This is a genomic window from Paractinoplanes globisporus DSM 43857, from assembly GCF_000379645.1.
In the GTDB taxonomy this organism is placed as follows: domain Bacteria; phylum Actinomycetota; class Actinomycetes; order Mycobacteriales; family Micromonosporaceae; genus Actinoplanes; species Actinoplanes globisporus.
Genome location: NZ_KB903326.1, coordinates 1 through 21644 on the forward strand (window position 1 = coordinate 1; position 21644 = coordinate 21644).

Sequence of the window (21644 nt, forward strand, 5' to 3'; positions counted from 1 at the left end):
GGCAGACAGCGCAGCCGAGGCAGACAGCGCAGCCGAGGCAGACAGCGCAGCCGAGGCAGACAGCGCAGCCGAGGCAGACAGCGCAGCCGAGGCAGGCAGCGCAGCCGAGGCAGGCAGCGCAGCCGGGGCAGGCAGCGCGGCGGGCGGAAACGCGTGGGTTGGCGGGGCGGGGTGCGGCGAGCGCAAGTGGTGGCGCGTGCCTCGGCCGCCCAAGTTCCGTCGCCACGCCGATGCGCTCGGCTAGACGGGCGGCAGCACGCTCAGCGACGCGCCACCCCTCCCGTGGCAACCCAGAGCAACCGGCCGCACGGCGCAACCGGCCGCGGCGACGACTGGCCACCCGGCGGCGGGGTGGAGATCCGTGCGGCCGGCGGGAGTCGCGGCAGTGAGCGCGGCCATGCGCGGAGCTGGCGCGGGAGCCCGGCCCACCACTTCAGCCCGGCGGTCGCGCTGCGGCCTTGGGTTGCAGCTAGGTCGCGGTGGAATTCGTGGACTCTGCGTCGATTCGTACGATATGGGGAATTTAAGGAAGTAGGTCCACCAGGCCGGTGTCGAGGTCGTAGACAGCGCCCACGACGTCCACCCGGCCGGCGGCCATGGCCTCGGGGACGCCGGTGATGTCCTGCATGCGGGCGGTGGTGCGCTGGACGTGGGCTCGCATCGCCTTGTCGGCCACGTCTGGATCGTCGAGGCCGATGGTGGTGACGGCGGGGGCGATCTGGTCGACCAGGTAGCCGATGTCGCCGGCGGGGCGGTTGTTGGTGCGCAGGGCCTCGACGGTGGATTGGACGGCGCCGCAGCGTTTGTGGCCCAGGACCATGATCAAGGGGACGCCGAGCTTGGCCACGGCGAAGTCGATGGAGCCCAGGACGGCCCGGTCCAGGACGTGGGCGCCGGAGCGGACCACGCAGATCGAGCCGAAGGTCTGGTCGAAGATCGCTTCGAGGGGCACCCGGGAGTCGATGCAGCCGACGACGACCGCGTGCGGCTGCTGGCCGCCCGAGGCGGCGGCGGCCGCGGAGACCCGATGGCCATGCTCCGGACGGCCACTGACGAAGCGCTTGTTGCCCGCGACCAACTCGGCCAGGGCGTCGGCGGCGTTGGTGATCGGCGGGGGCGACGGGGCCGACGGGTCGATGGTCATGCCGAAATTCTCGTCAACTTCGGCCCGAGGAACAGGGAGTGCGAGGCAAGTCACCGAATGCTGATGTCCGAGCGGCTTGCGACCGGTAGGGCAAATGGCCATAAAAGCGCTGGCTGCGGTGGCGGAGGGCCTGATCGCGAGCGATGATTATTACCCGTGGGTACAACGGGGCCGTGTTTCTCGCGGAGGTGCCCATGTCCGAGCGATCAGCTCTGACCCTGAGCGACGGTGTCACCCTCTGCGTGGAGTCCTGGGGTCCGGCGGAGGCGCAGGTCACCGTCGTTCTGATGCACGGCTGGTGCCTGCACCGGCGCACGTGGCACAACCAGATCGCCGCCCTCCTGCGCATGCCACGACCGCCCCGGATCATCGCCTTCGACGCGCGCGGGCACGGGCGCTCGGAAACGACCGGGCTCGAGACCACCACACTGGGGCAGCTCGGCAACGATCTGGCCGAGGTGCTGCGACGGCTGGCACCGCACGGGCCGGTGGTGCTGGCCGGGCACTCGATGGGCGGCATGACGATCATGGAGTACGCGCACGGCCACCCCGACGAGTTCGCGGAGCGGGTGGCCGGGCTGCTGTTCGTGTCGACGACCGCGGAGGGCACCGCACACACGCGGTACGGCCTGCCGCCGCGCCTGGCCGCCGTGATGCGGGCCGGCGAGACGTTCGGCGCGGGCGTGCTGGCCCGCTCGGGCGCCTGGCGTCCCCACCGCGCGCTCATCCCGGCGCTGCGGCCGGCCCTGCGCTGGCTGCTCTTCGGTGACGTGTACGAGGACGCCGCCCTCCGGATGACCATGAAATCGGTGGGGCGGACGACGCTGCGGTCGATCGGCGGCTTCCGGGCCTCGATCGGCGAGCAGCAGCGGCTCGACACGCTGGCCCGGCTCGGTGACCTGCCGGCCGCGGTGCTGGTCGGGGACCGCGACCGGCTCACCCCGCCGCCGTGCGCGGAGGGGATCGCCGACGCGCTGCCCGGCACCGAGCTCACCGTCTTCCCCGGCGCCGGGCACATGCTGATCCTCGAGCGGCACGCCGAGGTGTCGGCCGCTCTCGCGTCGATCGTCGAGCGGGCCGGGGCGAGCACGCCGGGCGAGCGTCACCGCCGCGCCAAGCGCGCCCGCAAGGCCGGCCGAGTGGACGGCCGGGCGGCCTAGAGCGACTTGGCGAGGGCGTCCATGAGCTCCTCGGTGCCCTGCTTGCGCTGCGCGGGGTTGTCCAGCCCGTCGAGGTAGACCCCCTGCTCGGTCAGCGTGAAGTCGGTGCCGTCGGCGGCCGCGCGCAGCTCGATGGTGGCGACCGAGACGGAGATGCGCTTGCCATTCATGGTCATCTCGTACGTGTAGACGATCCGCTCGTCCGGGACGATGTCGGTGTACGTCGCGTAGTACCCGAAGGTGGTGCCGTCGCCGAAGCGCGACTCGGTCGCCTCCCGGCCGCCCTCGCTGAAGTCGAAGGACTCCCGTTTCATCTCCATCGGGCCGCCGAACCACTTGGCCTTGGCCTGCGGGTCGGCGAACGCGCGGAAGACCCGGGCGGGAGCGGCGTCGAAGTGCCGGTCGATACGGAACGTGTCGTGCAGTGCGGAACGCTCGGTCATTGCTCTTCTCCGTTCAAAAACTCTTCGAGGCGGTCGAGGCGGCTGACCCATCCGGCCCGGCGGTCGGCGATCCACTGCTCGGCCGCCTGCAGCGCGGCCGGCTGCAGGCGGCAGGTGCGGACCCGGCCGACCTTTTCCGAGCTGACCAGGCCGCTCTCCTCCAGCACGCGCAGATGCTGCAGTACGGCCGGCAGCGACATGGTCAGCGGCTCGGCGAGCTGCTTGACCGTGGCCGGGCCGCGGCTGAGCCGGTCGACCATCGTGCGGCGGCTGCCGTCGGCGAGGGCGCCGTACATGAGGTCGAGCTGATGGTTAAGCACTCGCTTAAGTATCCGCGCGGGGACCCGACTGTCAAGGACCTGGCCAATAGGAGTAAGTTCGATTGCCCCCTTTTTTTGGGAAGCTCAGTTTTAGGCAGGGAGATCGACCCACCTTGAGCGACACCGTCCTCCAGCAAGAGATCGCGATCGAGCAGCAGCACGTGGACCGGGTTTACGCCCGCCTCGTCGAGCTGCGCCGGGATGCGTCGCGAGCCGAGAAAGAGGGCTACCGGCTGGCCGGCGTCGGCACGTTCGGCGCGCTGGTCGAGCGGGACGCGATGGTCTTCCACGCCGCCCGCCGCCGGCACGCCCTCGACACCGAGTACGAGGGCCTGGTCTTCGGCCGCCTCGATCTCAAGACCGGCGCCACCCACTACGTCGGCCGGATGGGCATCCGCGACGAGGACTCGCAGCCGCTGGTCGTCGACTGGCGCGCGCCCGCGGCCGCGGCCTTCTACCGGGCGACCGCGGCCGAGCCTCTCGGCGTGGTGCGCCGCCGCATGATCCAGTCGAGCCGGGAAACCGTCATCGGCATCGAGGACGACCTGCTCGACCCCGAGGCCGCGCCGCCCGGGATGCGGGTGGTCGGCGACGGCGCGCTGCTGGCCAGCCTGTCCAAGGCGACCGGCCGGGGCATGCGCGACATCGTCGCCACGATCCAGCACGAGCAGGACGAGGCGATCCGCTCCCCCGCCTCGGGAGTGACGATCGTGACCGGCGGGCCCGGCACCGGAAAGACGGCCGTGGCCCTGCACCGGGCGGCCTACCTGCTGTACTCCGACCGCAGCCGGTTCGCCGGCGGCGGCATCCTCGTCGTCGGGCCGTCCGGCGTCTTCGTCGACTACATCGCGACCGTGCTGCCCTCGCTCGGCGAGGACACGGCGACGCTGCGGTCGCTCGGGTCGCTGGTCGTCGGCTACGACGCCGCCCGGGTCGACCCCGGCCCGGTCGCCGCGATCAAGGGGTCGCTGCGGATGCGGCGGGTGCTCGAGCGCGCCTCGCACGACGGGGTCCCGGGCGGGCCCGGCGAGCTGCGCCTGCTCTACCGGGGCACGCTGCTGCGGCTGGACGCGCGCCAGCTGGACGAGATCCGGCGCAAGGCGCTGCCGCGGGGCGCGCGGCGCAACGAGGTGCGCGGGCATGGCTTCGACCGGATCTTCGACGCGCTCTGGACGCAGGCCCGGCAGGCCAAGGTCACCGGGCTGCCGGAGAAGCCCGACTTCGAGGCCGAGCTGGCCGACCGCACCGACTTCCGGGACTTCCTCAAGGCGTGGTGGCCGCGCTTCACCCCGATGCGGGTGCTGCGCTGGCTGGCCGAGCCCGGCCGGCTGCGCCACTACGCCAACGGCCTGCTCTCCCGGGAGGAGATCGCGACACTGCAGGGCTCGTTCGACGCGCTGGCCACCCAGGGCCCGACGATCGCCGACGTGGCGCTGCTCGACGAGCTCGACGAGATCATGGGCCGCCCGCGCCAGCCGCAGAAGAAGACCAGGAACCCGTTCCACGTGCGCGACGGCATCCAGGAGGTCAGCACGTACGCCGACCGCCAGGCCGCCGCCCGCGCCCAGCAGGTCCAGCGCGACGACGACTACCGTGACTACGCGCACGTTGTCGTGGACGAGTCGCAGGACGTCTCGCCGATGCAGTGGCGGATGATCGGCCGCCGCGGCCAGTACGCGTCCTGGACGATCGTGGGCGACCCGGCGCAGACCGCGTGGGCCGGTGACCCGGCCGAGCTCGACCGCTCCCGCGACCGTGCGCTCGGCTCGCGCAAGCGCAACAGCTACGCGCTGACCACGAACTACCGGAACTCGTCGGAGATCTTCGCCGAGGCGGCCAAGGTGATCCGGACGATCATGCCGGACCTGCCGCTGCCGAGGGCCGTGCGCAGCACCGGGGTCGAGCCGGTCGACGTGATCACCGACCGGGCCGGGCTGCCCGGCCTGGTGCGCGAGCTGGCCGAGAAGCAGCTGAACGAGGTGGACGGCACGATCGGGGTGATCACGCCGGTGCCGCGCCGGGACGAGATGGCCGAGTGGGTGGCCGGGCTGCCCGAGCGGGTCCAGGTGGTCACGGCTCTGGAGGCCAAGGGCATGGAGTACGACGCCGTCGTGCTGGTCGAGCCGGCGGCGCTCACCCGGGACGCGGCCGGGATCCGCACGCTCTACGTCGCCCTGTCCCGGGCCACCCAGCGCCTGACCACGGTCGGCACGACGGCCGACTGGCTACCTACGGGATCCTGATCCCGACGGCGTTGTAAGTGGTGTCCGGCGTCGCCGGGGTGGTGAACCGGGCGTTGGGAAGGTAGAAGCGCTTGCCGTACTCGGCGATCGTGGTGGGGACGTCGAACGCCTTGTCGGTGGTGCTGGAGACGACCCTGCCCTTGATCGCGTCCTTGCTGAGCTGGATCTTGGCGATCAGGTTGAGGCGGTTCTGCACGACGTACAGGGTGCTGCCGCGGAGCCAGAGACCATCCCCGTTGAGCACGTTCTGGCCGCCGAGGTCGATCTCCTTGGACTTGCCGTTGTAGCCGACCCTGAACAACTGGCCGGTGTTGGACTGCACCACGATCAGGGCCTTGCCGTCCGGCGTCTCGGCGATGCCGTTGGCGTTGGTGCCGGTGGCGTAGACCATGTCGCCGGTGATCGGCACGCGCACGGCCTCGGCCGGCAGCTTGCCTTTCCGGCCGAGCGCGAGCTTGAACAGGACCGGGTTCGTGGAGTCGGTGAACCAGGCGGCCTCACCGGTCAGCACCACGTCGTTGATGAACGACGGCGAGGTCTGCAGGGTGTACGACTTGAGCACCTTGCCGTTGTGGGTGTCGATGACGCGGGCGTTGCCGCCGTTGCCGCCGGCCACGAAGAGGCGCTCCTGCTTGTCGATCTTCAGGCCGAGCGACGGGGTGCCGGGGCCCTGAGTGATCACGCGGCGCTCGCCGGTGACCAGGCCGACCCGGAGAATGTCGCCGTCGAGGCGAGAGCCGAAGTAGGCGTACGGCCGCTCGCCGATGGCGATGCCCTCCGGCTGGAATCCGTTCGGGAGGGCGAGGGTGACGGAGGAGGTGGAATGCGCCACCGCCGGCGGCGCGCCCAGCACCACGGCCAGGGCGGTGGAGATGACAATCGCGAGAGTACGTCTGGACACGGATTATCCCTTTCCAGGCGGAGCTTTTGGGTTGTCGTCGATTGCATACCCCGTGGGATCCGGTTCGGTTCGAGTTGCATATATAGCGATGTCCGCATACATTGGCCGAGGCGGGTCTCCGCGACGGAGGGTTGACTGCATGGGAGCCGGGCACGACCACGGGACGCAGGCGTTGCGCGCCGGCGCCCGGCACCGCACGCGTCTCTGGTGGGCCGCCGGCCTGCTGGCCGCGTTCATGCTGGTCGAGGCGGCCGCCGCGATCATCACCGGCTCGCTGGCCCTGCTGTCGGACGCCGGGCACATGTTCACCGACGTGCTCGGGATAGCCATGGCCCTCGCCGCGATCACCGCGGCCGGCCGGGCCGCCACCGACTCGCACCGCACGTTCGGGCTCTACCGGCTCGAGGTGCTCGCCGCGCTGGCCAACGCCGTGCTGCTCACCGCCGTGGCCGGTTTCGTGCTGGTCGAGGCCGTCCGCCGGTTCACCGACCCGCCGGAGGTGCCGGCCGGGCCGATGCTGATCGTGGCCGCCGGCGGCCTGGTGATCAACGTGATCGCCTTCTGGATGCTGCGCGCGGGCGCTCAGGAGAGCATCAACGTCCGCGGGGCGTACCTCGAGGTGGTCGGCGACCTGCTCGGCTCGGCCGGGGTCATCGTGGCCGCCGTGATCATCGGACTCACCGGCTGGTCGTACGCGGACCCGATCGTCGCCGTCCTGGTGGCCCTCATGATCCTGCCGCGCACCTTCGCGCTCGGCCGCTCGGCCGTGCGGATCCTCGTCCAGGCCGCCCCCGAGCACCTGGACATGACCGCGGTGCGCGCCCGGCTGGCCGCCGTCCCCGGCGTCTGCGACGTGCACGACCTGCACGTCTGGACGCTGACCTCGGGCATGGACGTGGCCTCGGCCCACCTGAGCCTCGAGCCCGCGGCCGAGCTCGCCACGGTCCTCGACTCGGCCCGCGAGGCCCTGCACGACGACTTCGCGATCGAGCACGCCACGCTGCAGGTCGAGCCCGTCGGCACGACCGGGAAGTGCGCGCCGGCCGGCTGGTGACGGGTATGGCGATCATCACAGATCGCGAGCATCATGATCCCACGCTGGCCATCTCCCTACGCTTGGTGGCCATGCCATCACGGAGGGACACAGTCATGACCCCAACGGTCACGCACCAGCCGCGCGTCGCATGGGACGGCGCCCGCGCCTTCGTCCGAGCCGCCGGCAGCCCGCATTCCGAGCAGTTCGCGGCCCACGTGCTCGCGCGGCTCGGCAGCGAGGTCTACGGCCAGTTCGCCGACACCCGCCAGCGCCTGCTCACCGCGCTCGTCGAGACCGGCGGCGACCGGTACGCCGCCGACGTCGAGGCCGGCAAGTGGCGGGTGCGCCTCGAGGACCTGCTGCGGCAGCACCCGGAATTCCTCGACCCGCTGCACGAGCTCACCAGCGAAGCCTTCGAACTCTGAGACTTAATCGCTTTTGCGGGATTTGCCGGACCCGGCCGCCCGCAAAAGTGGACAATGTCGGATATGAGCGACGCTCGGGTCATGGTCTTCGCGCCGGCACCTCAGCTGACCGTGACCATCGAGCAGCAGTACGACCAGCCGGAGCTGCACGTCCACCCGGGCGGGCAGGGCATCTGGCAGACCCGCATGATCACCTCGCTCGGCGCCGAGGTGATCCTCTGCGCCGCGGTGGGCGGTGAGGTCGGCCGGGTCCTCAAGCCCCTGCTCGACTTCAAGGGCGTCACGCTGCGCACGGTCCCGCGCGAGACCGGCAGCGGCTGGTACGTGCACGACCGCCGCGACGGCCAGCGCCACTCGATCGCCGAGATCGCCGGCTCCCCGCTGACCCGGCACGAGCTGGACGAGCTCTACAACCTCGCCCTCGCCGAGGGGCTGCGGGCCGGCATCGCCATCCTCAGCGGCCCGGCGCACCCCTCGGTGATCAAGCCCGACGTCTACCGCCGCCTCGCCGCCGACCTGCGGGCCAACGGCTGCCGGGTGATCGCCGACCTGTGCGGCGAGCACCTCAAGGCGGTCCTGTCGGCCGGCCTCAACGTCGTGAAGGTCAGCCACGAGGAGCTCATCGCCGACGGGCTCTCGGCCGACGACTCCGAGAAGAACCTCACCAGCGCGCTGCTCAAGCTGCACGACGACGGCGCCGAGGCGGCGCTGGTGTCGCGGGCGGACGCGGGCGCCCTCGCGCTGATCAACGAGGAGATCTACCGGGTCGGCACGCCCAAGCTGACCCCCACCGACGGCCGCGGCGCCGGCGACTCGATGACGGCCGGTGTGGCCGCCGTGCTCGCTCGTGGCGGCGAGATGAGCGAGGCGGTACGCACCGGGGCGGCCGCCGGCGCGCTGAACGTCACCCGGCACGGTCTCGGCACGGGACATCTGGACGCCGTCCAGGTGCTCACCGAGCGGATCAAGCTCACCCCGATCAAGAAGGCACGATGACACGAATCCTGGTCACCAACGACGACGGCATCGACTCGCCCGGCCTCCGCTACCTGGCGCGGGCCGCCGCCCGGGAGGGGCACGACGTGGTCGTGGCCGCGCCGGTCACCGAGTCGAGCGGCTCCAGCGCCGCGATGACCGCGATCGAGGAGCACGGCAAGATCATTCTGCACAAGCGCGAGCTCACCGGGGCCCGGCACATTTCGGCGTACGCGGTGGCGGCGTCACCGGCGTACATCGTGCTTCTCGCGCTGCGGGAGGCCTTCGGCGAGCCGCCGGAGATGGTCCTCTCCGGCATCAACCGGGGCGCCAACGCCGGCTCGGCGGTCGTGCACTCCGGCACGGTCGGGGCCACCCTGACGGCCTCGTACGCGGGTCTGCACGGCCTCGCCGTCTCGCTGGACGTGCTCTCGCCGCGGGTGGCGTCGTCGCGCAGCGGAGGCGCCGCGATGGACGTGATCAGCGAGGCCGACGACGAGAAGCGGCACTGGAGCAGCGCGGCCGAGCTCGCCGTGCGGCTGATCCCGACGCTACGGCACACGGCCGCCGGCACCGTCTTCAACCTCAACGTGCCCGACCTGCACCTGGACGGGATCCGCGGGCTGCGCCGGGCCTCGCTCGCGCAGTTCGGCCAGGTGCAGATGAGCATCGCCGAGGCCGGCGAGGGGTTCGTGCGCACCGCCGTGCAGGCCGCGGACGACCTGCTGGAGCCGCAGACGGACCTGGCCGCCCTGGCCGAGCACTTCGCCGTGGTGACCCCGTTACGCGCCCCGGTGGAGGCCGCGGACGTCCGCTTCAACCTCGAGACGGTGGAGGTGCACTCCCCGGCGCTGTGAGACCCCTTACGACGCGGAGACCGCCGGCCGCGCGCTCTCGGCGCCGTCGTCGTGCGGCTGCGGGTTGCCGAAGAGGCCGAGCAGGCCGGTCACCCAAAGCTGACGATGCGCGAACCGGCTGGGCCGGGTGACGATCAGCTTGACCTCGCTGACCTGGGCGAGCTGGAAGGCGGCCACGAGAGCACTGATGCCCACGGAGTCGATGAACGTTACGTCGTGCAGGTTGAGCTCGATGCGAACGGGCTGGCCCTCGGCGAGCTGCGCCGCCACGGCTTCCCGGATCTCGTATGCGTTCTCCACGTCGATCTCGCCGCTGGGCGAAACCTCCACCACACCGTCGGCAAGCGTCGACGTCATTATCGACAGCGTCACGCCAATTCCCTCCACCCGCCCGGTTGCCCGGGCGTCAGCTCCTCTGTGCGCGGGCCGCGACGCAGCGTAGTGCAATGCCGCTCGCGGGCTCGCGCCGGGGGCGGCCGAGACCATCCCCAAAAGGTTCGGTGAGACTGACCGAAAGGTTAGGCCCCAAACCTGTTAGCCACCTGAGTGACCCGTGTGAACCGCGTCAAGACTACCGGGGCCCGTCCAGTCGTTTCCGAAACGTGATGGCGTCCACAGCGGACACGTTTGCCACTTGGCGCATATGGGCAGGTGACCGAGGTACGGCGAAGCGCAGGAGGAGAAAACAGACGATGTTCTCGACGAGCAGCAAAGCCGAGCGAACCGCCGAAGAGGCGTGGGAGTATCTGTCGTCGGCCATGTCCTCGGCCGGCGAGGCGGCGTCCGTCGCCACCGACCGGGGTCATGATCTGGCCGACGAGGCGTGGCGGCGGGCCGTCGCCGCGGCCGACGCGCTGGCCGGGCGCCGCCCGGGCCGCCCGTGGGGCCTGCTGGCGCTGACCGCGCTGGCCGGCGTCGCCGCCGGGTGGGCCGCCGCGGCCTACGCGCGGCGGGCGCTGGCCCGCCAGGCGGCCCAGGAGGAACAGGAACTGGCCGAGACGGCCACGATCGTCGCGGGCCACTAGCGATCGAAGATCAGCCGCCGGGCGGAGCCCTTTGCCGCCCGGCGGCCCTACGCTGTGCCGGTGGACGCGTTGTTCTTCGATACGGCCGCCGACCTGCGCGCCTGGTTCGAGGCGAATCATGACTCGGCGCCCGAGTTGTTCGTGGGGTACTGGAAGAAGGGCTCCGGCCGCGCCGGCGTCTCCCACCCCGAGGCGATCGAGCAGGCGCTCTGTTTCGGCTGGATCGACAGCGTGAGCCGCAGCCTCGACGAGCGGTCCTACCGGGTTCGGTTCACGCCGCGCCGCAAGGGCAGCGTGTGGAGCGCGGTGAACATCGCCAAGATCGCCGAGCTCACCGAGCGCGGCCTGATGGCCCCGGCCGGGACCAGGGCGTTCGAGGAGCGCAAGGCCGACCAGGCCCCGGCGTACTCGTACGAGCAGGACGGCACCTTCGACGCCGAGCAGACCGCCCGTTTCCGGGCCGAACCGGCCGCGTGGGAGTGGTTCTCGGCACAGTCGGCGTACTACCGCCGGGCGGCCACCCACTGGGTGATCAGCGCCAAGCGACCGGAGACGCGGGAGCGCCGCCTTGCCCAGCTCATCGCCGACTCGGCCACCGGTCAGAGGGTGCCTCCTCTGGCCCCACGCTAGTGGGAAGGCGTCTGTAGAGTTGAGCGACGTTCGCTTGCTGTGGCTGCTTCGCCACCCGATTAGATAAGGTCCGGCGGTGCTGTCTGCGGGGAACCTCCTGGGCAACCGGTATCGGTTGGACGAGCGCATCGCCACCGGTGGCATGGGCGAGGTATGGAAGGGCACCGACGTGGTGCTCGGCCGGGTGATCGCCGTCAAGGTGCTCAAGACCGCGATGTTGCGCGATCCCGAGTTCTCGGCGCGCTTCTACGGCGAGGCCCGCATGATGGCCTCGTTCCGCCATCCCGGGGTCGTCGAGGTGTACGACTACGCCGACGCCGACGACACCGGCGAGGAGCAGGTCGCGTACCTGGTCATGGCGTACGTGGAGGGCGAGCCGCTCTCCGCCCGGGTCCGGCAGGGCCCGATGCCCGTCACCGAGACCATGTCGATCGTGGCGCAGGCCGCCGACGCGCTGCACGCCGCACACGAGGTCGGCGTGGTGCACCGCGACGTCAAGCCGGGCAACCTGATCGTCCGGCCGAGCGGCGCGGTCGTGCTGGTCGACTTCGGCGTCGCCCGCTCGGCCGCCGTGACCAGCGTCACACAGCTGAACGCGATCGTCGGCACGGCCCTCTACATGGCGCCCGAGCAGGTCGCCAAGGGCAAGGTCACCGCCGCCACGGACATCTACGCGCTCGGCGCGGTGGCGTACCACTGCATCGCGGGGTACCCGCCCTTCGACGGCGACAACGCGCTGCAGGTGGCCCTGCGCCACCTCGAGGACGAGCCCGAGCCGCTGCCGGCCCACGTGCCGCCCGCGGTGCGCGAACTGATCTCGCGGGCCATGGCCAAGCAGCCGGCCGACCGGTTCGCGACCGCGGCCGAGTTCGCCGAGGCGGCGTTCGAGGCGGCCGGACCGCTCGACTGGAAGCGGATGACCGGCACGACGATGCTCGCCCCGCTCAGCCCGGCGGCACCCACCCGCACCGCGGCGGTCCCCCGCGACCTGCTGATACCGGCGTCGCCGCCGTCGCCGCGCCGGCAGCCGCCCAGCCAGACCGCCGTACTCGCGGGGATCGTGGCATTGGTCGTGCTGGCCCTCGGCGTGACCATGGCCATCATCTTCAGCCCCAGCGACGGTTCCAACCACGTGGACAACCCGCTCAACCCGGTGCCCACCGAGACCCAGCCGCAAAACACGGCGCCCGCGATCCCCGAGCCGTCCGCAGTCACCTCGAGCGCGCGCACCCGGCCGAACTCGACGGGACGGGGCACGTCGAAACCGGCGAGCGCGTCGGCGTCGGCGAGCGCCTCCGCGTCGACCAGCCCCACGCCCAGCAAGACGCCGACGACCCCGCCCACCTCGACGGCGCCGACCACCCCGGCCACCACCGATCCGACCACGCCGACGACGACCGATCCGACGACGGGAGCGGCGCAGGGCAGTTGACCCTCACACTGTGTCAGGCCGGAAGGTAGAGGAACCATGTTCAGTATTGGAGACTTCGCCGGCCTGGGCCGGGTGTCGGTGCGGATGCTGCGCCACTACGACGCCATCGGTCTGCTTCGGCCCGCCCATGTGGACCCGTCCAGCGGCTACCGCTACTACACGGCGAGCCAGCTGAAGCTGCTCAACCGGGTGATCGCCCTCAAGGACCTCGGCTTCACGCTGCAGCAGGTGCAGACGCTGATCGAGGAGAAGGTCGACGCCGGCGAGCTGCGGGGCATGCTGCGCCTGCGCCGGGCCGAGCTCGAGGCACAGGTGCGGCAGGACCGGGCACGCCTGGCACTGGTCGACGCGCGTCTCCGCATGATCGAAAGCGAGGGACACATGGACACCGGTGACGTCGTGCTCAAGAAGCTGCCGCCGCTGCGGGTCGCGGAGCTGTCGGCGACCGCGCTCGGCTACGACCATCCGACGTCGATCACGGAAAATCTCAGTCCGCTCTATCCGCGGCTGATGGAGCTGATGGAGAAGAGCGGGGTCGCGATGTGCGCGGCGCCGATCGCGTACTACCTGCCCGCCCCCACCGGGCCGGGCGACGAGACGATCACCGTGCACGCGGCGTTCCCGATCGGCGACGCCGAGGTGAGCGGCGACCCCGGCTTCGACGTGGTCACGCTGCCGGCGATCGAGCAGGCGGCGACGGCGCTGCACGAAGGCTCGATGTCCGAGGCGTTCCGCACCGGCCAGAAGATCGCGAACTGGATCGACGACAACGGCTACCGCACGGTCGACCCGGGCTTCGCCCGCGAGGTCTACCTCGACTGCCCACCCGGCGAGTTCGACAAGTGGGTCACCGAGATGCAGGTCCCGGTAACCCGCTGAGAGAAGGGGGGCGCGCCTCGCGCGCCCCCCTTCAGAAAATCAGAAGACGATGGGTACGCCGTTGCGCACCAGCTGCCAGTTCTTGACGTAGAAGTCGGCCGGGTTGATGGCGCCCTTGGCCTGGGCCCAGTCGATGAGCAGCTGACGGATCTCCTTCTGCTCGTTGTAGACCTGGGTCTTGACGATGCCGGGGAAGTTGCCGCCGCCCGAGCGCCGGTAGTTGTTCACCGCGACCACGAACTGCGCGGCCGGGTCGACGTCGGCGCCGTTGATCTGCAGGCGGGTGATCCGCGAGCCGACCGGCTTGGAGATGTCGATGTCGTAGTCGACGCCGGAGAGCGTGTCGTAGTTGTAGTCCGGCACCGACGGGTCGTTGATCGTGTCGGTGTTGACCGGAGCGTCGGGCGCGAGCGTCACGAAGTACTTCGCCGAGTACTCCAGGTACGCCTTGACCTCGGCGCCGGTGAGCACGACCGCCTCGAGCGTGTTGTCGTAGATGTACAGCCCGGCGACGTCCTTGATCTTCACGTCGCCCTGCGGGAACACCGCGGTCCGGCTGAACGGCGCCGCGATCGACAAAACCGGCAAATTCGCATATGTGCCGCCCGCGAGCGCCGCTGCGACCGTGTCCGTCTGCACCTTGTTGATGTAGTCGAGGATCGGGGTGTCCTCGTACCGCGAGGTGGCGGCGGACAGCTCCTCGGTGGACTGCGCGACGATCTGGTTCACGTAGGCGACCGTCTTCGCGTGCTGAGCCTTCACCACCGCGAGCACCGAAGGGTCGGCCTCGACCGTGTTGGTGTTCAGCGTGGTGGCGGCCTTGGTCGTGATCTTCCACTTGCCGTGCTGACGCACCAGGTCGAAGTCCATTTTGGTGAGCCGCTGGCCCCACTTCGACGGCTCGGACATCAGCACCTGCTCGCCGGTGGCCGTGTTGGCCACGAATCGCTGCGGGATGTCCAGGTGGGCGTGGCCGAACAGGATCGCGTCGATGCCGGGCACCTGGGCCGCGATCAGCGCCGCCGGGTTCTCGTTCGGCAGCTCGGGGCCGTAGCTGGAGGTGCCCGAGTCGCCGCCGTGCGCCGAGATGATCACGAGGTCGGCGCCGCAGCGCCGCATGACCGGCACCCATTTGGCCGCGGTGCTGACCATGTCGAGGAACTCGAGCTTGCCCTCGACGTTGGCCCGGTCCCAGATGGCCACGCCCGGGTTGGTGAGGCCCAGGATCCCGACCCGCAGGGTCGGCGCGTGCCTCCCGAGAGAGACCTTCTTGATCACGTACGGGGTGTAGGCCGGCTTGCCGGTCCTGGCGCTGACCGCGTTCGCGGCGAGGGCCGGGAAGCCGAGCCGCCGGATCCACAGGTTCAGCAGCGGCAGGCCGTAGTTGAACTCGTGATTGCCCAGGGTCACCGCGTCGTAGTGCAGGACGTTCATGGCGCGGGCCATCGGGTGCTTCTCACCGGTCGTGGTGATCGGCTCCTGCTTGGCGTAGTACGTGGCCAGCGGCGTGCCCTGGATCGTGTCGCCGGCGTCGAGCACCAGCGTCGCCCCGGTCGCCTCCGCGCGGATCTTGTTGACCAGCGCGGCGAGCTTGGCCACGCCGACATCGTTGTGCGCGCTGTCGTCGTACTCGGCGTCCTTGTAGTAATCCCAGTTGTAGACGTTGCCGTGAGTGTCCGACGTGCCCAGCACGGTGAGGTGGTAGGTCTGCGGCGAAGGGCCGTGGGCCTGCGCGGGTGGCGAGAAGGCAAGCGGCGCCGCCGCCGCGGCAGCCGAGGCGGCGATCACTGTGCGTCGCGATACACCGGTGGGAGGGGTAGTCATTAACGCACCCTAACCGTCGATGTATCCCGCCGCGGGATCCCGCTTGCTACATCTCTTCGGGGAGATCGATTCCGAGGAGGGACAGTCCGATCGCGAGCGTGCGGGCGGTCCGGTCGGCCAGCGTGAGCCGGCTCGCCCGGGTCGGCCCGGCCGACCGCAGGATCGGGCAGGACTCGTAGAAGCCGGTGAACGCGACCGCCAGCTCGTGCAGGTAGACCGCGAGCCGGTGCGGTTCCCGGTGGGCGGCGGCCGCGGTCACCGCCGGCTCGAAGCCGAGCAACGCCAGGGCCAGGCGACGTTCGGCGGGCGCGCCGAGCGACACCGGCCCGGCCTCGGCGGCGTCGGCCTGCCGGAAGATCGACCGAATCCGGGCGTACGCGTACTGCAGGTACGGCCCCGTGTTGCCGGTGGAGGCCAGCATGCGGTCCCAGTCGAAGACGTAGTCGGAGCGCCGGTCGCCGGAGAGATCCGCGTACTTGATCGCGCCGATGCCGACGGCCGGCGAGCTGGCCCGCTCCACGGCCTCGTCGAGCAGGGCGGCGAGCGTGACGTTGTCGCCGGACCGGGTGCGGAACATCTTGCCGTCGGCGCCGAGGATCGAGCCGAACTCGATGTGCTCGGCCGTCACCTCCGGCGGCAGCCAGCCCGCCCGGCGGCAGACCTCGAAGACCATCCGGAAGTGGGTCCGCTGGGGCGCGCCGACCACGTAGAGCAGCCGGGTGGCGCCGAGCGTCCGCACCCGGTGCCGCAGCGCCGCGAGGTCGGTCGCCGCGTACCCGAATCCGCCGTCGCTCTTGCGCACGATGAGCGGCAGCGGCTCGCCGTCCCGGCCGGTGAACCCCGCCGGAAAGACGCAGAGCGCGCCCTCGCTCTCCACCAGCAGGCCCTTCTCGTCCAGCTCGGACAGCACCGACTCGAGCTGGTCCTGGTAGAAGCTCTCCCCCACGAAGTCGGCGGGCGTCAGGGTCACCCCGAGCCGCGCGTACGTGTCCATGAAGGTCGACTCGGTCTGGCCGACGAGCCGCCGCCACAGCGACCGGGTGAGCTCGTCGCCCGACTGCAGCGCCACGACCCGCAGCCGCGACCTCGTCCGGAACCTGTCGTCTGCGTCGAATTTCCGCCGCGCCGCCCGATAGAAGTCGGTCAGGTCGCCCAGTGAGTGCTCGGCCGCGTCGCCGCCGAGATCCACCATGTGCTCGATGAGCATGCCGAACTGCGTGCCCCAGTCGCCGAGGTGGTTCCGCCGGATCACCTCGTGCCCGAGCCACGCGTGCAGCCGGGCCAGCGCGTCCCCGATGATCGTCGACCGCAGGTGGCCGACCTGCAGCTCCTTCGCCGCGTTCGGCCCGGAGTAGTCGATCACGATCCGCTCGGGCCTCGCGACCGGCGGCACGCCGAGCCGGTCGTCGTCGAGCGCGTCGACCGCGGTGGCGAGCACGGCGTCGTCGACGGCGAGGTTGAGGAAGCCCGGGCCGGAGACCTCGACCGAGGCCAGGCCGGCGAGATCGGACTTATCGGCGACCTCGGCCGCGACCTCGCGCGGTGGCCGGCCGAGTCGCCGGGCGAGGGCCAAGGCGGCGCCCGACTGGAAATCGGCGTGCTGCGACTGCCGCACCACCGGGTCGACGGTTTCGCCCGCCACCGCGGCGAACGCGGCCGCGAGCCGACCGGCGAGCAGAGCTTCGAGATTCATCGGCAACCCATCGTCGTACGACGAGGCGGGTCGACCGGTCGACGGAACTCACCGGCGGGATCGACCCGCCGGCGGAAGGGCACAACTCAGCAGCGGCGGTCGTCTGATCGCCGGCGTCGGTCGCTGAAGGTGTGCATGCGCGCGACTGTAGCAGGATGGTGGCGTGCGTTTCGAACAGCTTTGGCGGCTCGGTGACGCGGGGGTGCTGTCGTTGCCCTCGAGACGTCTGGTGCGCGGGCGCGGCCTCAACGATCCGATGCCGTCCGGTCATCCACCGCAGTTCGGTGTCTACCTTCTGGGCGACGCCCCGCCCGACTTCGGCTGGCCCTCGCGCTGGGTGCGCTGGCCCGATTTCCGGTTGCCGGCGGACCCGTCGTACCTGAAGGAGGTTTTGATCGAAAGTCTGGGGCGCAGCCAGGACGAGCGGGTCGAGTTCGCCTGCGCCGGCGGTCGCGGGCGCACCGGAACGGCCCTGGCCTGCCTCGCCGTGCTCGACGGGGTGCCGGCGGCCGACGCGGTCGCCTGGGTGCGGCAGCACTACCACCCGCACGCGGTCGAGACTCCGTGGCAGAAGCGGTTCGTCCGATCCTTCGACGACGGTCGATAAAGCGATCGGTCGCACGGGCGAAACACGGGCACTGATCAGAAGCTGCCATTACGCTGGGACAGCACGCCGACGCCCTGGGGGACCGATGATCGTCGTGGAGCGTACGTTCGCCGTGACCGCCGCCCCGGGCGCCGTCCTGGCGTACCTGCGGGACTTCTCGAACGCCCAGGAATGGGACCCTTCGGGCGTGCGCACCAGCCGGCTCGGCGCCGGCCCGATCACGCCGGGCGCGCATTGGCGGCACGTCCGCAAGCTGTACGGGGTGACCGCCGAGCTCACCTACACACTCGCCGCCGCCGACGACGGCCGGCTCGTCTTCCACGGTCGCAGCGAGGGCGCCACCTGCGTCGACACGATCCTCGTGCGGCCGGCGCCGGGCAGCGGCGCCGAGGTGACGTACCGGGTCGAACTCGAGATGCACGGGCTCGCCAAGCTCGTGACCCCGCTGCTGCGGACAGAATTGGAAAAGCTGGCCGATGCCGCGGTCGTCACGGCGACCGCCGCGCTGGACGGCACCGAGATCCGCCACCGGTTCGGCGCCGCCACGCCGAACCGGTTGACCACCCCCATAGAAGAAACGGGATAGCTAGCGGCGGATCGCCAGCACCTGGACGTACGTGGACGGGATCTTCGCGGTCCCGTCGGTCGCGACGTTGTACCGGGCCGCCAGGTCGGTCAGGTCGTCGTAGAGCAGCTTGCCGTCGCGCTCGCCGAGCGCCTCGAACGCCTTCACCGTCGGCCCGTAGTTGTCGCGGAAGTATTCGGTGAAGTGCGTGGGCGACTCGAACCGGAAGACGAACGTGCGCGGCACCACCCGCAGGTCGATCACCCGGTCGCTGATGAGCTCCTGCACCCGGGCCGCGCTCCCCCACTCGATCGGCCCGCGGATGCCGGCCGGCGGCGGTACGAGCCGCCCGACGGTCCGGAACATCTGGCCGATGAAGCCGTCCGGCGTCCAGTTCGCCATCGCGATCGTCCCGCCGGGACGGCACACCCGGGTCATCTCGGCCGCCACCCGCTCCTGGTCCGGGGCGAACATGGCTCCGACGACGGAGAGCACGGCGTCGAAGGACGCGGACGGGTACGGCAGGTCCTCGGCGTCGGCGACATCGAAGTCGATCGCGATGTGCTCGGCCTTGGCCCGCTCGCGCCCCCGGGCGAGCAGGGCCGGCACGTAGTCGGTGGAGGTCACCCGGCAGCCGCTGCGGGCCGCCGCGATCGACGCGTTGCCGGTTCCGGCGGCGATATCGAGCACGCGAGCCCCGGCGGAGAGGTCCGCGGCCTGGACGAGTTCCTCCGCCATGGGATGGATGAGAGCGGCGACGGCCCCGTAGTCGCCGCTCCCCCACGTCATCCGTTGCCTGGCCTTGAGGCCATCGAGTACAAGTTCGGTCATGGGCTCGACGCTAGGAATCATGCGCGGGGTCCACATGGGGAAAGCTCCCTATGTTAGGCCCCGCCGGCGGGCCTCGGCGGCGGCCTGACCCCGGTTGGGCACGCCCAGCTTGGCCAGCACCGCCGACACGTGGTGATCGACGGTCTTGGCGGAGAGCGTGAGCCGGGCCGCGATCTCGGCGTTGCTCAGCCCCTCGGCCAGCAGCTTCAGCACCTCGCGCTGCCGGCCGGTCAGCCCGACCGGATCGGTGGTCGTCGCCGCCCGCGGACCGCGCGGCACGGGAAGGCCGCGCTCGCGCAGCAGCCCGCGCAGCCGCCGGGCCGGCCGCACCGCGCCGAGCCGGTCGTAGATCCGCAGCGCTTCGCCGGTCGCCTCGGCGTCGCCGCAGGAGAGGGCCTCGGCCTGCGAGTATGAGCAGCCCCGCCTCGCCCACTCCGCCGCGGCGCCCTGCCAGTCCCCGCCGATGACCAACTTGAACGGTTCGGCCGCGGCTGCGGGCGCCTCGGCGAGCCGGCCGCACCGCCACAGCCAGAAGGCCAGCTCACCGAGGAACCACGGGTGCCCGACCTGCTCGGCGATCTCGTAGCCGTGCCGTGCCTCGGCCGCCGCCCGCTCCTCGTCGCCGTCGAGCCAGTGCAACTCCGCCAGCGCGATCGCGGCCGGACCGACGAACTGGACCTCGCCGGTGCGGTAGCCGCGCTCGGCGGCGAGGGCGGCGTCCTCGTACGCGCCCGGCTGGTCGCGGCGGGCGCGCAGCGCGGCCCGCACGGTCAGCGACTGCACCAGGAACGCGCCCGGCATGGGCACACCCTCCAGCGAATCCTCGACGTCGGCGGCCGCACCCGACCAGTCGCCGCGCATCAGCTTCACCCGGGCGCGGTGCCCCAGCATGTGCCGGGCGTAGCCGTCCAGGTCGCGGGCGAGCAGAAACGGCAGGATGCGCTGGAACGTGTCCTCGGCGAGGTCGAAGTCGAACCGGTCGGCCGCGACCGTTCCCAGGTTGACCAGGGCGCGGCCGGCGTGGTCGTCGAGCCCGGCCGCCACCGCCCGGTCGTGCGCGGCGTGCAGGCCGGTCACGCCCTCCGGCTCCCCCAGCTGCAGCTGCGCCGAGGCGATGTTGACCATCGCGTGCACCTCGGTGGCCAGGTCGCCCGTGCGCCGGGACAGCTCCAGCGCCCGGCGGCCCCACTCGATCGCGGCCGGCTCCTCGTTCGCCAGCATGAACAACTGCGAGAGATTGCTGTACGCGGCGGCCAGCTCGCGGCCGGGCGGCGCGCCCTCGAGCACCTCGACGGCGCGCCAGCCGAAGTCGCGGGCGTCGTCGGGCCGGCCGTTCCACCAGCTCAGGCGGGCCATCCAGCGCAGGCCGTCGCCGATGCGCAGCGGGTCGCCGAGCACCTCGCGCAGCTGCAGCGCGGAGCGGCGCGACTCGATCGCCTCGGTGCCGAGACCGCCGTGGTAGGCGGCCAGCGAGTACTCCTCGAGCAGCTCGGCCCGCTCCTCGGTGAGGAGGTCGCCGGCCAGCGGGAGGGCGGTCGCGTAGTGGGCGGCGGCCTGGCGGTAGGCGCCGAGCTGGGCGGCGCGGCGGGCGGCGATCGGGGCCCAGAGCAGGATGGCGGTGGCGTCGCCCGCGTGGTGGGCGTGGTGCACGAGCCGAGCGGGGTCGACCCCGGGCGTGGCCGCGAGCGCGGACAGCACCTCGGCGTGCAAGGCCTTCCGCCGTACGGGGGAAAGGGCCTCCTCCACCGCCCGGCGCAGCAACTCGTGGCGGAAGGCCACGCCGTCGCCGCGGACCGTCAGCACGCCCCGGGCCAGGCACTCGTCGACCGCCTCGGCGCGGCCCTGGAGCAGCGCGGCCTCGGCGTGGGCGGGCACGACCGAGACCAGGCGGGCCACCTCGCGGGCCGGCTCGCCGAGGGTGGCCAGCCGGGAGAGGACGAGGTCGCGGACGGTCGGCGGAACGCCCTCGGCGCCCGCGGCGAGCACCTCGGAGACCAGCAGCGGGTTGCCGCCGGTCACCTCGTACATCTCGGGGGTGGCGCGGCCGGCGCGATGCGCGAGCTCGGTGACCGCCGCCCGGGACAGCGGCGGCAGGGTCACCCGCCGGGAAAGACCGGGCGGGAGTCCGGCGAGGACGGTCCGCAGATGGTGGTCGGGGGCCAGTTCATCATCGCGGTACGTCAGCAGCAGCAGCGCCCGGCATCGCGCGAGACGGCGGCCGAGGAACGCGACCATGTCGAGGGTGGCCTCGTCGGCCCAGTGCAGGTCCTCGAGCACCACGACCGGGCGGGCGGACTGCGGCGGCCGGTCGAGCGCCTCCAGCAGCAGGTCGAAGACCTCGGCGCGCTCGGTCTTGGGGACGTTCAGCCGGTCGCGGAGGCGGCCGCCGAGGGCGCGGGCGATGTCGTGCAGCGGGCCGAGGGCGCGCGGGGTGAGCAGCGGGTCGCAGGCGCCCCAGAGGACGTGCGCCCGCGCGCCGGCGGACTCGGTGAAGGCGGTGGCGAGGGTGGACTTCCCGGCGCCCGCCTCGCCGCTGAGCACCGCGACGCGACCGCCCGCCGATGTCTCGGCGAACAGCCGGCGCAGGGCGGCGAGCTCGTCGGCGCGTTCCAGCAGATCCATGTCACCGGCCAGGCTAAGCCGGTGACATGGGA

Annotated in this window: 22 protein-coding genes; 13 read left to right on the plus strand and 9 right to left on the minus strand. The window is 71.6% G+C overall.

Translation table 11 applies throughout. The annotated features are described in order from the left end of the window. Nucleotides 1–244 (plus strand): hypothetical protein (locus tag A3CQ_RS62310; protein WP_211216747.1); only part of this gene is annotated, 244 nt, incomplete at its 5' end. 279 nt (nt 245–523) lie between these two features. Here A3CQ_RS62310 and A3CQ_RS0136420 read toward each other — a convergent pair. Continuing rightward, nucleotides 524–1144: a carbonic anhydrase gene (locus tag A3CQ_RS0136420; RefSeq protein ID WP_020515892.1), complete on the minus strand. Its 621-nt coding sequence runs from the start codon at nt 1142–1144 to the stop codon at nt 524–526. 194 nt (nt 1145–1338) lie between these two features. Between A3CQ_RS0136420 and A3CQ_RS0136425 the strand changes: the two genes are divergently transcribed. Continuing rightward, on the plus strand, nt 1339–2304 hold the full coding sequence (locus A3CQ_RS0136425; protein ID WP_040433718.1) for an alpha/beta fold hydrolase: 966 nt from the start codon (nt 1339–1341) through the stop codon (nt 2302–2304). Here A3CQ_RS0136425 and A3CQ_RS0136430 read toward each other — a convergent pair. Both A3CQ_RS0136430 and A3CQ_RS0136435 read right to left on the minus strand, forming a co-directional pair. Beyond that, entirely contained in the window at nt 2301–2747 is a 447-nt protein-coding gene (locus A3CQ_RS0136430) for an SRPBCC family protein (protein WP_020515894.1), read from the minus strand. The two genes, A3CQ_RS0136425 and A3CQ_RS0136430, sit on opposite strands and share 4 nt — an antisense overlap. Continuing rightward, a complete protein-coding gene (locus A3CQ_RS0136435) occupies nt 2744–3067 on the minus strand; it encodes an ArsR/SmtB family transcription factor (protein ID WP_026206603.1) in 324 nt (107 codons plus the stop codon). Before A3CQ_RS0136435 ends, A3CQ_RS0136430 begins: the two co-directional genes overlap by 4 nt. Before the next feature lie 113 nt (nt 3068–3180). Here A3CQ_RS0136435 and A3CQ_RS0136440 point away from each other — a divergent pair, with 113 nt between their 5' ends. Continuing rightward, nucleotides 3181–5310, plus strand: a complete 2130-nt coding sequence (locus A3CQ_RS0136440) for a HelD family protein (protein WP_020515896.1) — start codon at nt 3181–3183, stop codon at nt 5308–5310. Here the strand turns inward: A3CQ_RS0136440 and A3CQ_RS0136445 are convergent. After that, nucleotides 5297–6211: an SMP-30/gluconolactonase/LRE family protein gene (locus tag A3CQ_RS0136445; protein ID WP_020515897.1), complete on the minus strand. Its 915-nt coding sequence runs from the start codon at nt 6209–6211 to the stop codon at nt 5297–5299. The two genes, A3CQ_RS0136440 and A3CQ_RS0136445, sit on opposite strands and share 14 nt — an antisense overlap. Before the next feature lie 139 nt (nt 6212–6350). On the opposite strand from A3CQ_RS0136445, the gene A3CQ_RS0136450 reads away from it, so the two are divergent. The 4 genes from A3CQ_RS0136450 (at nt 6351) to surE (ending at nt 9504) form a co-directional block, all read left to right on the plus strand. Further along, the gene (locus A3CQ_RS0136450; protein ID WP_020515898.1) at nt 6351–7265 is read left to right on the plus strand and encodes a cation diffusion facilitator family transporter; all 915 of its coding nucleotides are present in this window, start codon (nt 6351–6353) and stop codon (nt 7263–7265) included. 95 nt (nt 7266–7360) lie between these two features. Beyond that, entirely contained in the window at nt 7361–7672 is a 312-nt protein-coding gene (locus A3CQ_RS0136455) for a hypothetical protein (protein ID WP_020515899.1), read from the plus strand. Nucleotides 7673–7735: 63 nt separating this feature from the next. Further along, entirely contained in the window at nt 7736–8668 is a 933-nt protein-coding gene (locus tag A3CQ_RS0136460; RefSeq protein WP_020515900.1) for a 1-phosphofructokinase family hexose kinase, read from the plus strand. Beyond that, the gene (gene surE, locus A3CQ_RS0136465; protein WP_020515901.1) at nt 8665–9504 is read left to right on the plus strand and encodes a 5'/3'-nucleotidase SurE; all 840 of its coding nucleotides are present in this window, start codon (nt 8665–8667) and stop codon (nt 9502–9504) included. Before A3CQ_RS0136460 ends, surE begins: the two co-directional genes overlap by 4 nt. Before the next feature lie 6 nt (nt 9505–9510). Here the strand turns inward: surE and A3CQ_RS0136470 are convergent, their stop codons facing one another. Further along, nucleotides 9511–9876: an STAS domain-containing protein gene (locus A3CQ_RS0136470; protein WP_026206605.1), complete on the minus strand. Its 366-nt coding sequence runs from the start codon at nt 9874–9876 to the stop codon at nt 9511–9513. A 320-nt stretch (nt 9877–10196) separates the two neighbouring features. Here A3CQ_RS0136470 and A3CQ_RS0136475 point away from each other — a divergent pair, with 320 nt between their 5' ends. The 4 genes from A3CQ_RS0136475 (at nt 10197) to A3CQ_RS0136490 (ending at nt 13470) form a co-directional block, all read left to right on the plus strand. Then, on the plus strand, nt 10197–10529 hold the full coding sequence (locus A3CQ_RS0136475; RefSeq protein WP_020515903.1) for a hypothetical protein: 333 nt from the start codon (nt 10197–10199) through the stop codon (nt 10527–10529). A gap of 60 nt (nt 10530–10589) precedes the next feature. Next, on the plus strand, nt 10590–11159 hold the full coding sequence (locus tag A3CQ_RS0136480) for a YdeI/OmpD-associated family protein (RefSeq protein WP_026206606.1): 570 nt from the start codon (nt 10590–10592) through the stop codon (nt 11157–11159). A 76-nt stretch (nt 11160–11235) separates the two neighbouring features. Further along, nucleotides 11236–12591, plus strand: coding sequence for a serine/threonine-protein kinase (locus A3CQ_RS55340; protein WP_020515905.1), 1356 nt, complete (start codon nt 11236–11238; stop codon nt 12589–12591). Between the two features lie 36 nt (nt 12592–12627). After that, nucleotides 12628–13470: a MerR family transcriptional regulator gene (locus tag A3CQ_RS0136490; RefSeq protein ID WP_020515906.1), complete on the plus strand. Its 843-nt coding sequence runs from the start codon at nt 12628–12630 to the stop codon at nt 13468–13470. 39 nt (nt 13471–13509) lie between these two features. Here A3CQ_RS0136490 and A3CQ_RS0136495 read toward each other — a convergent pair whose 3' ends face one another. Together A3CQ_RS0136495 and argS are read right to left on the minus strand one after the other, a co-directional pair. Then, complete coding sequence (locus A3CQ_RS0136495) at nt 13510–15294, minus strand: bifunctional metallophosphatase/5'-nucleotidase (RefSeq protein WP_040433713.1); 1785 nt, start codon at nt 15292–15294, stop codon at nt 13510–13512. A gap of 46 nt (nt 15295–15340) precedes the next feature. After that, complete coding sequence (argS, locus tag A3CQ_RS0136500; RefSeq protein ID WP_020515908.1) at nt 15341–16987, minus strand: arginine--tRNA ligase; 1647 nt, start codon at nt 16985–16987, stop codon at nt 15341–15343. Nucleotides 16988–17150: 163 nt separating this feature from the next. Here argS and A3CQ_RS0136505 point away from each other — a divergent pair, with 163 nt between their 5' ends. Then, nucleotides 17151–17594, plus strand: a complete 444-nt coding sequence (locus A3CQ_RS0136505; protein ID WP_020515909.1) for a protein-tyrosine phosphatase family protein — start codon at nt 17151–17153, stop codon at nt 17592–17594. A gap of 85 nt (nt 17595–17679) precedes the next feature. Beyond that, on the plus strand, nt 17680–18180 hold the full coding sequence (locus A3CQ_RS55345) for an SRPBCC family protein (RefSeq protein WP_020515910.1): 501 nt from the start codon (nt 17680–17682) through the stop codon (nt 18178–18180). Here the strand turns inward: A3CQ_RS55345 and A3CQ_RS0136515 are convergent, their stop codons facing one another. Then, the gene (locus A3CQ_RS0136515) at nt 18181–18990 is read right to left on the minus strand and encodes a class I SAM-dependent methyltransferase (protein WP_026206607.1); all 810 of its coding nucleotides are present in this window, start codon (nt 18988–18990) and stop codon (nt 18181–18183) included. Nucleotides 18991–19038: 48 nt separating this feature from the next. Continuing rightward, on the minus strand, nt 19039–21612 hold the full coding sequence (locus tag A3CQ_RS0136520) for an ATP-binding protein (protein WP_020515912.1): 2574 nt from the start codon (nt 21610–21612) through the stop codon (nt 19039–19041). Nucleotides 21613–21644 lie beyond the last annotated feature (32 nt).

Bases quoted from the DNA above. Each gene is read 5' to 3' on its own strand.
- A3CQ_RS0136420 (WP_020515892.1), bottom strand. From the start codon at position 1,144: ATGACCATCGACCCGTCGGCCCCGTCGCCCCCGCCGATCACCAACGCC.
- A3CQ_RS0136425 (WP_040433718.1), top strand. From the start codon at position 1,339: ATGTCCGAGCGATCAGCTCTGACCCTGAGCGACGGTGTCACCCTCTGC.
- A3CQ_RS0136430 (WP_020515894.1), bottom strand. From the start codon at position 2,747: ATGACCGAGCGTTCCGCACTGCACGACACGTTCCGTATCGACCGGCAC.
- A3CQ_RS0136450 (WP_020515898.1), top strand. From the start codon at position 6,351: ATGGGAGCCGGGCACGACCACGGGACGCAGGCGTTGCGCGCCGGCGCC.
- A3CQ_RS0136455 (WP_020515899.1), top strand. From the start codon at position 7,361: ATGACCCCAACGGTCACGCACCAGCCGCGCGTCGCATGGGACGGCGCC.
- A3CQ_RS0136460 (WP_020515900.1), top strand. From the start codon at position 7,736: ATGAGCGACGCTCGGGTCATGGTCTTCGCGCCGGCACCTCAGCTGACC.
- surE (WP_020515901.1), top strand. From the start codon at position 8,665: ATGACACGAATCCTGGTCACCAACGACGACGGCATCGACTCGCCCGGC.
- A3CQ_RS0136475 (WP_020515903.1), top strand. From the start codon at position 10,197: ATGTTCTCGACGAGCAGCAAAGCCGAGCGAACCGCCGAAGAGGCGTGG.
- A3CQ_RS0136490 (WP_020515906.1), top strand. From the start codon at position 12,628: ATGTTCAGTATTGGAGACTTCGCCGGCCTGGGCCGGGTGTCGGTGCGG.
- A3CQ_RS0136495 (WP_040433713.1), bottom strand. From the start codon at position 15,294: ATGACTACCCCTCCCACCGGTGTATCGCGACGCACAGTGATCGCCGCC.
- argS (WP_020515908.1), bottom strand. From the start codon at position 16,987: ATGAATCTCGAAGCTCTGCTCGCCGGTCGGCTCGCGGCCGCGTTCGCC.
- A3CQ_RS55345 (WP_020515910.1), top strand. From the start codon at position 17,680: ATGATCGTCGTGGAGCGTACGTTCGCCGTGACCGCCGCCCCGGGCGCC.
- A3CQ_RS0136515 (WP_026206607.1), bottom strand. From the start codon at position 18,990: ATGACCGAACTTGTACTCGATGGCCTCAAGGCCAGGCAACGGATGACG.
- A3CQ_RS0136520 (WP_020515912.1), bottom strand. From the start codon at position 21,612: ATGGATCTGCTGGAACGCGCCGACGAGCTCGCCGCCCTGCGCCGGCTG.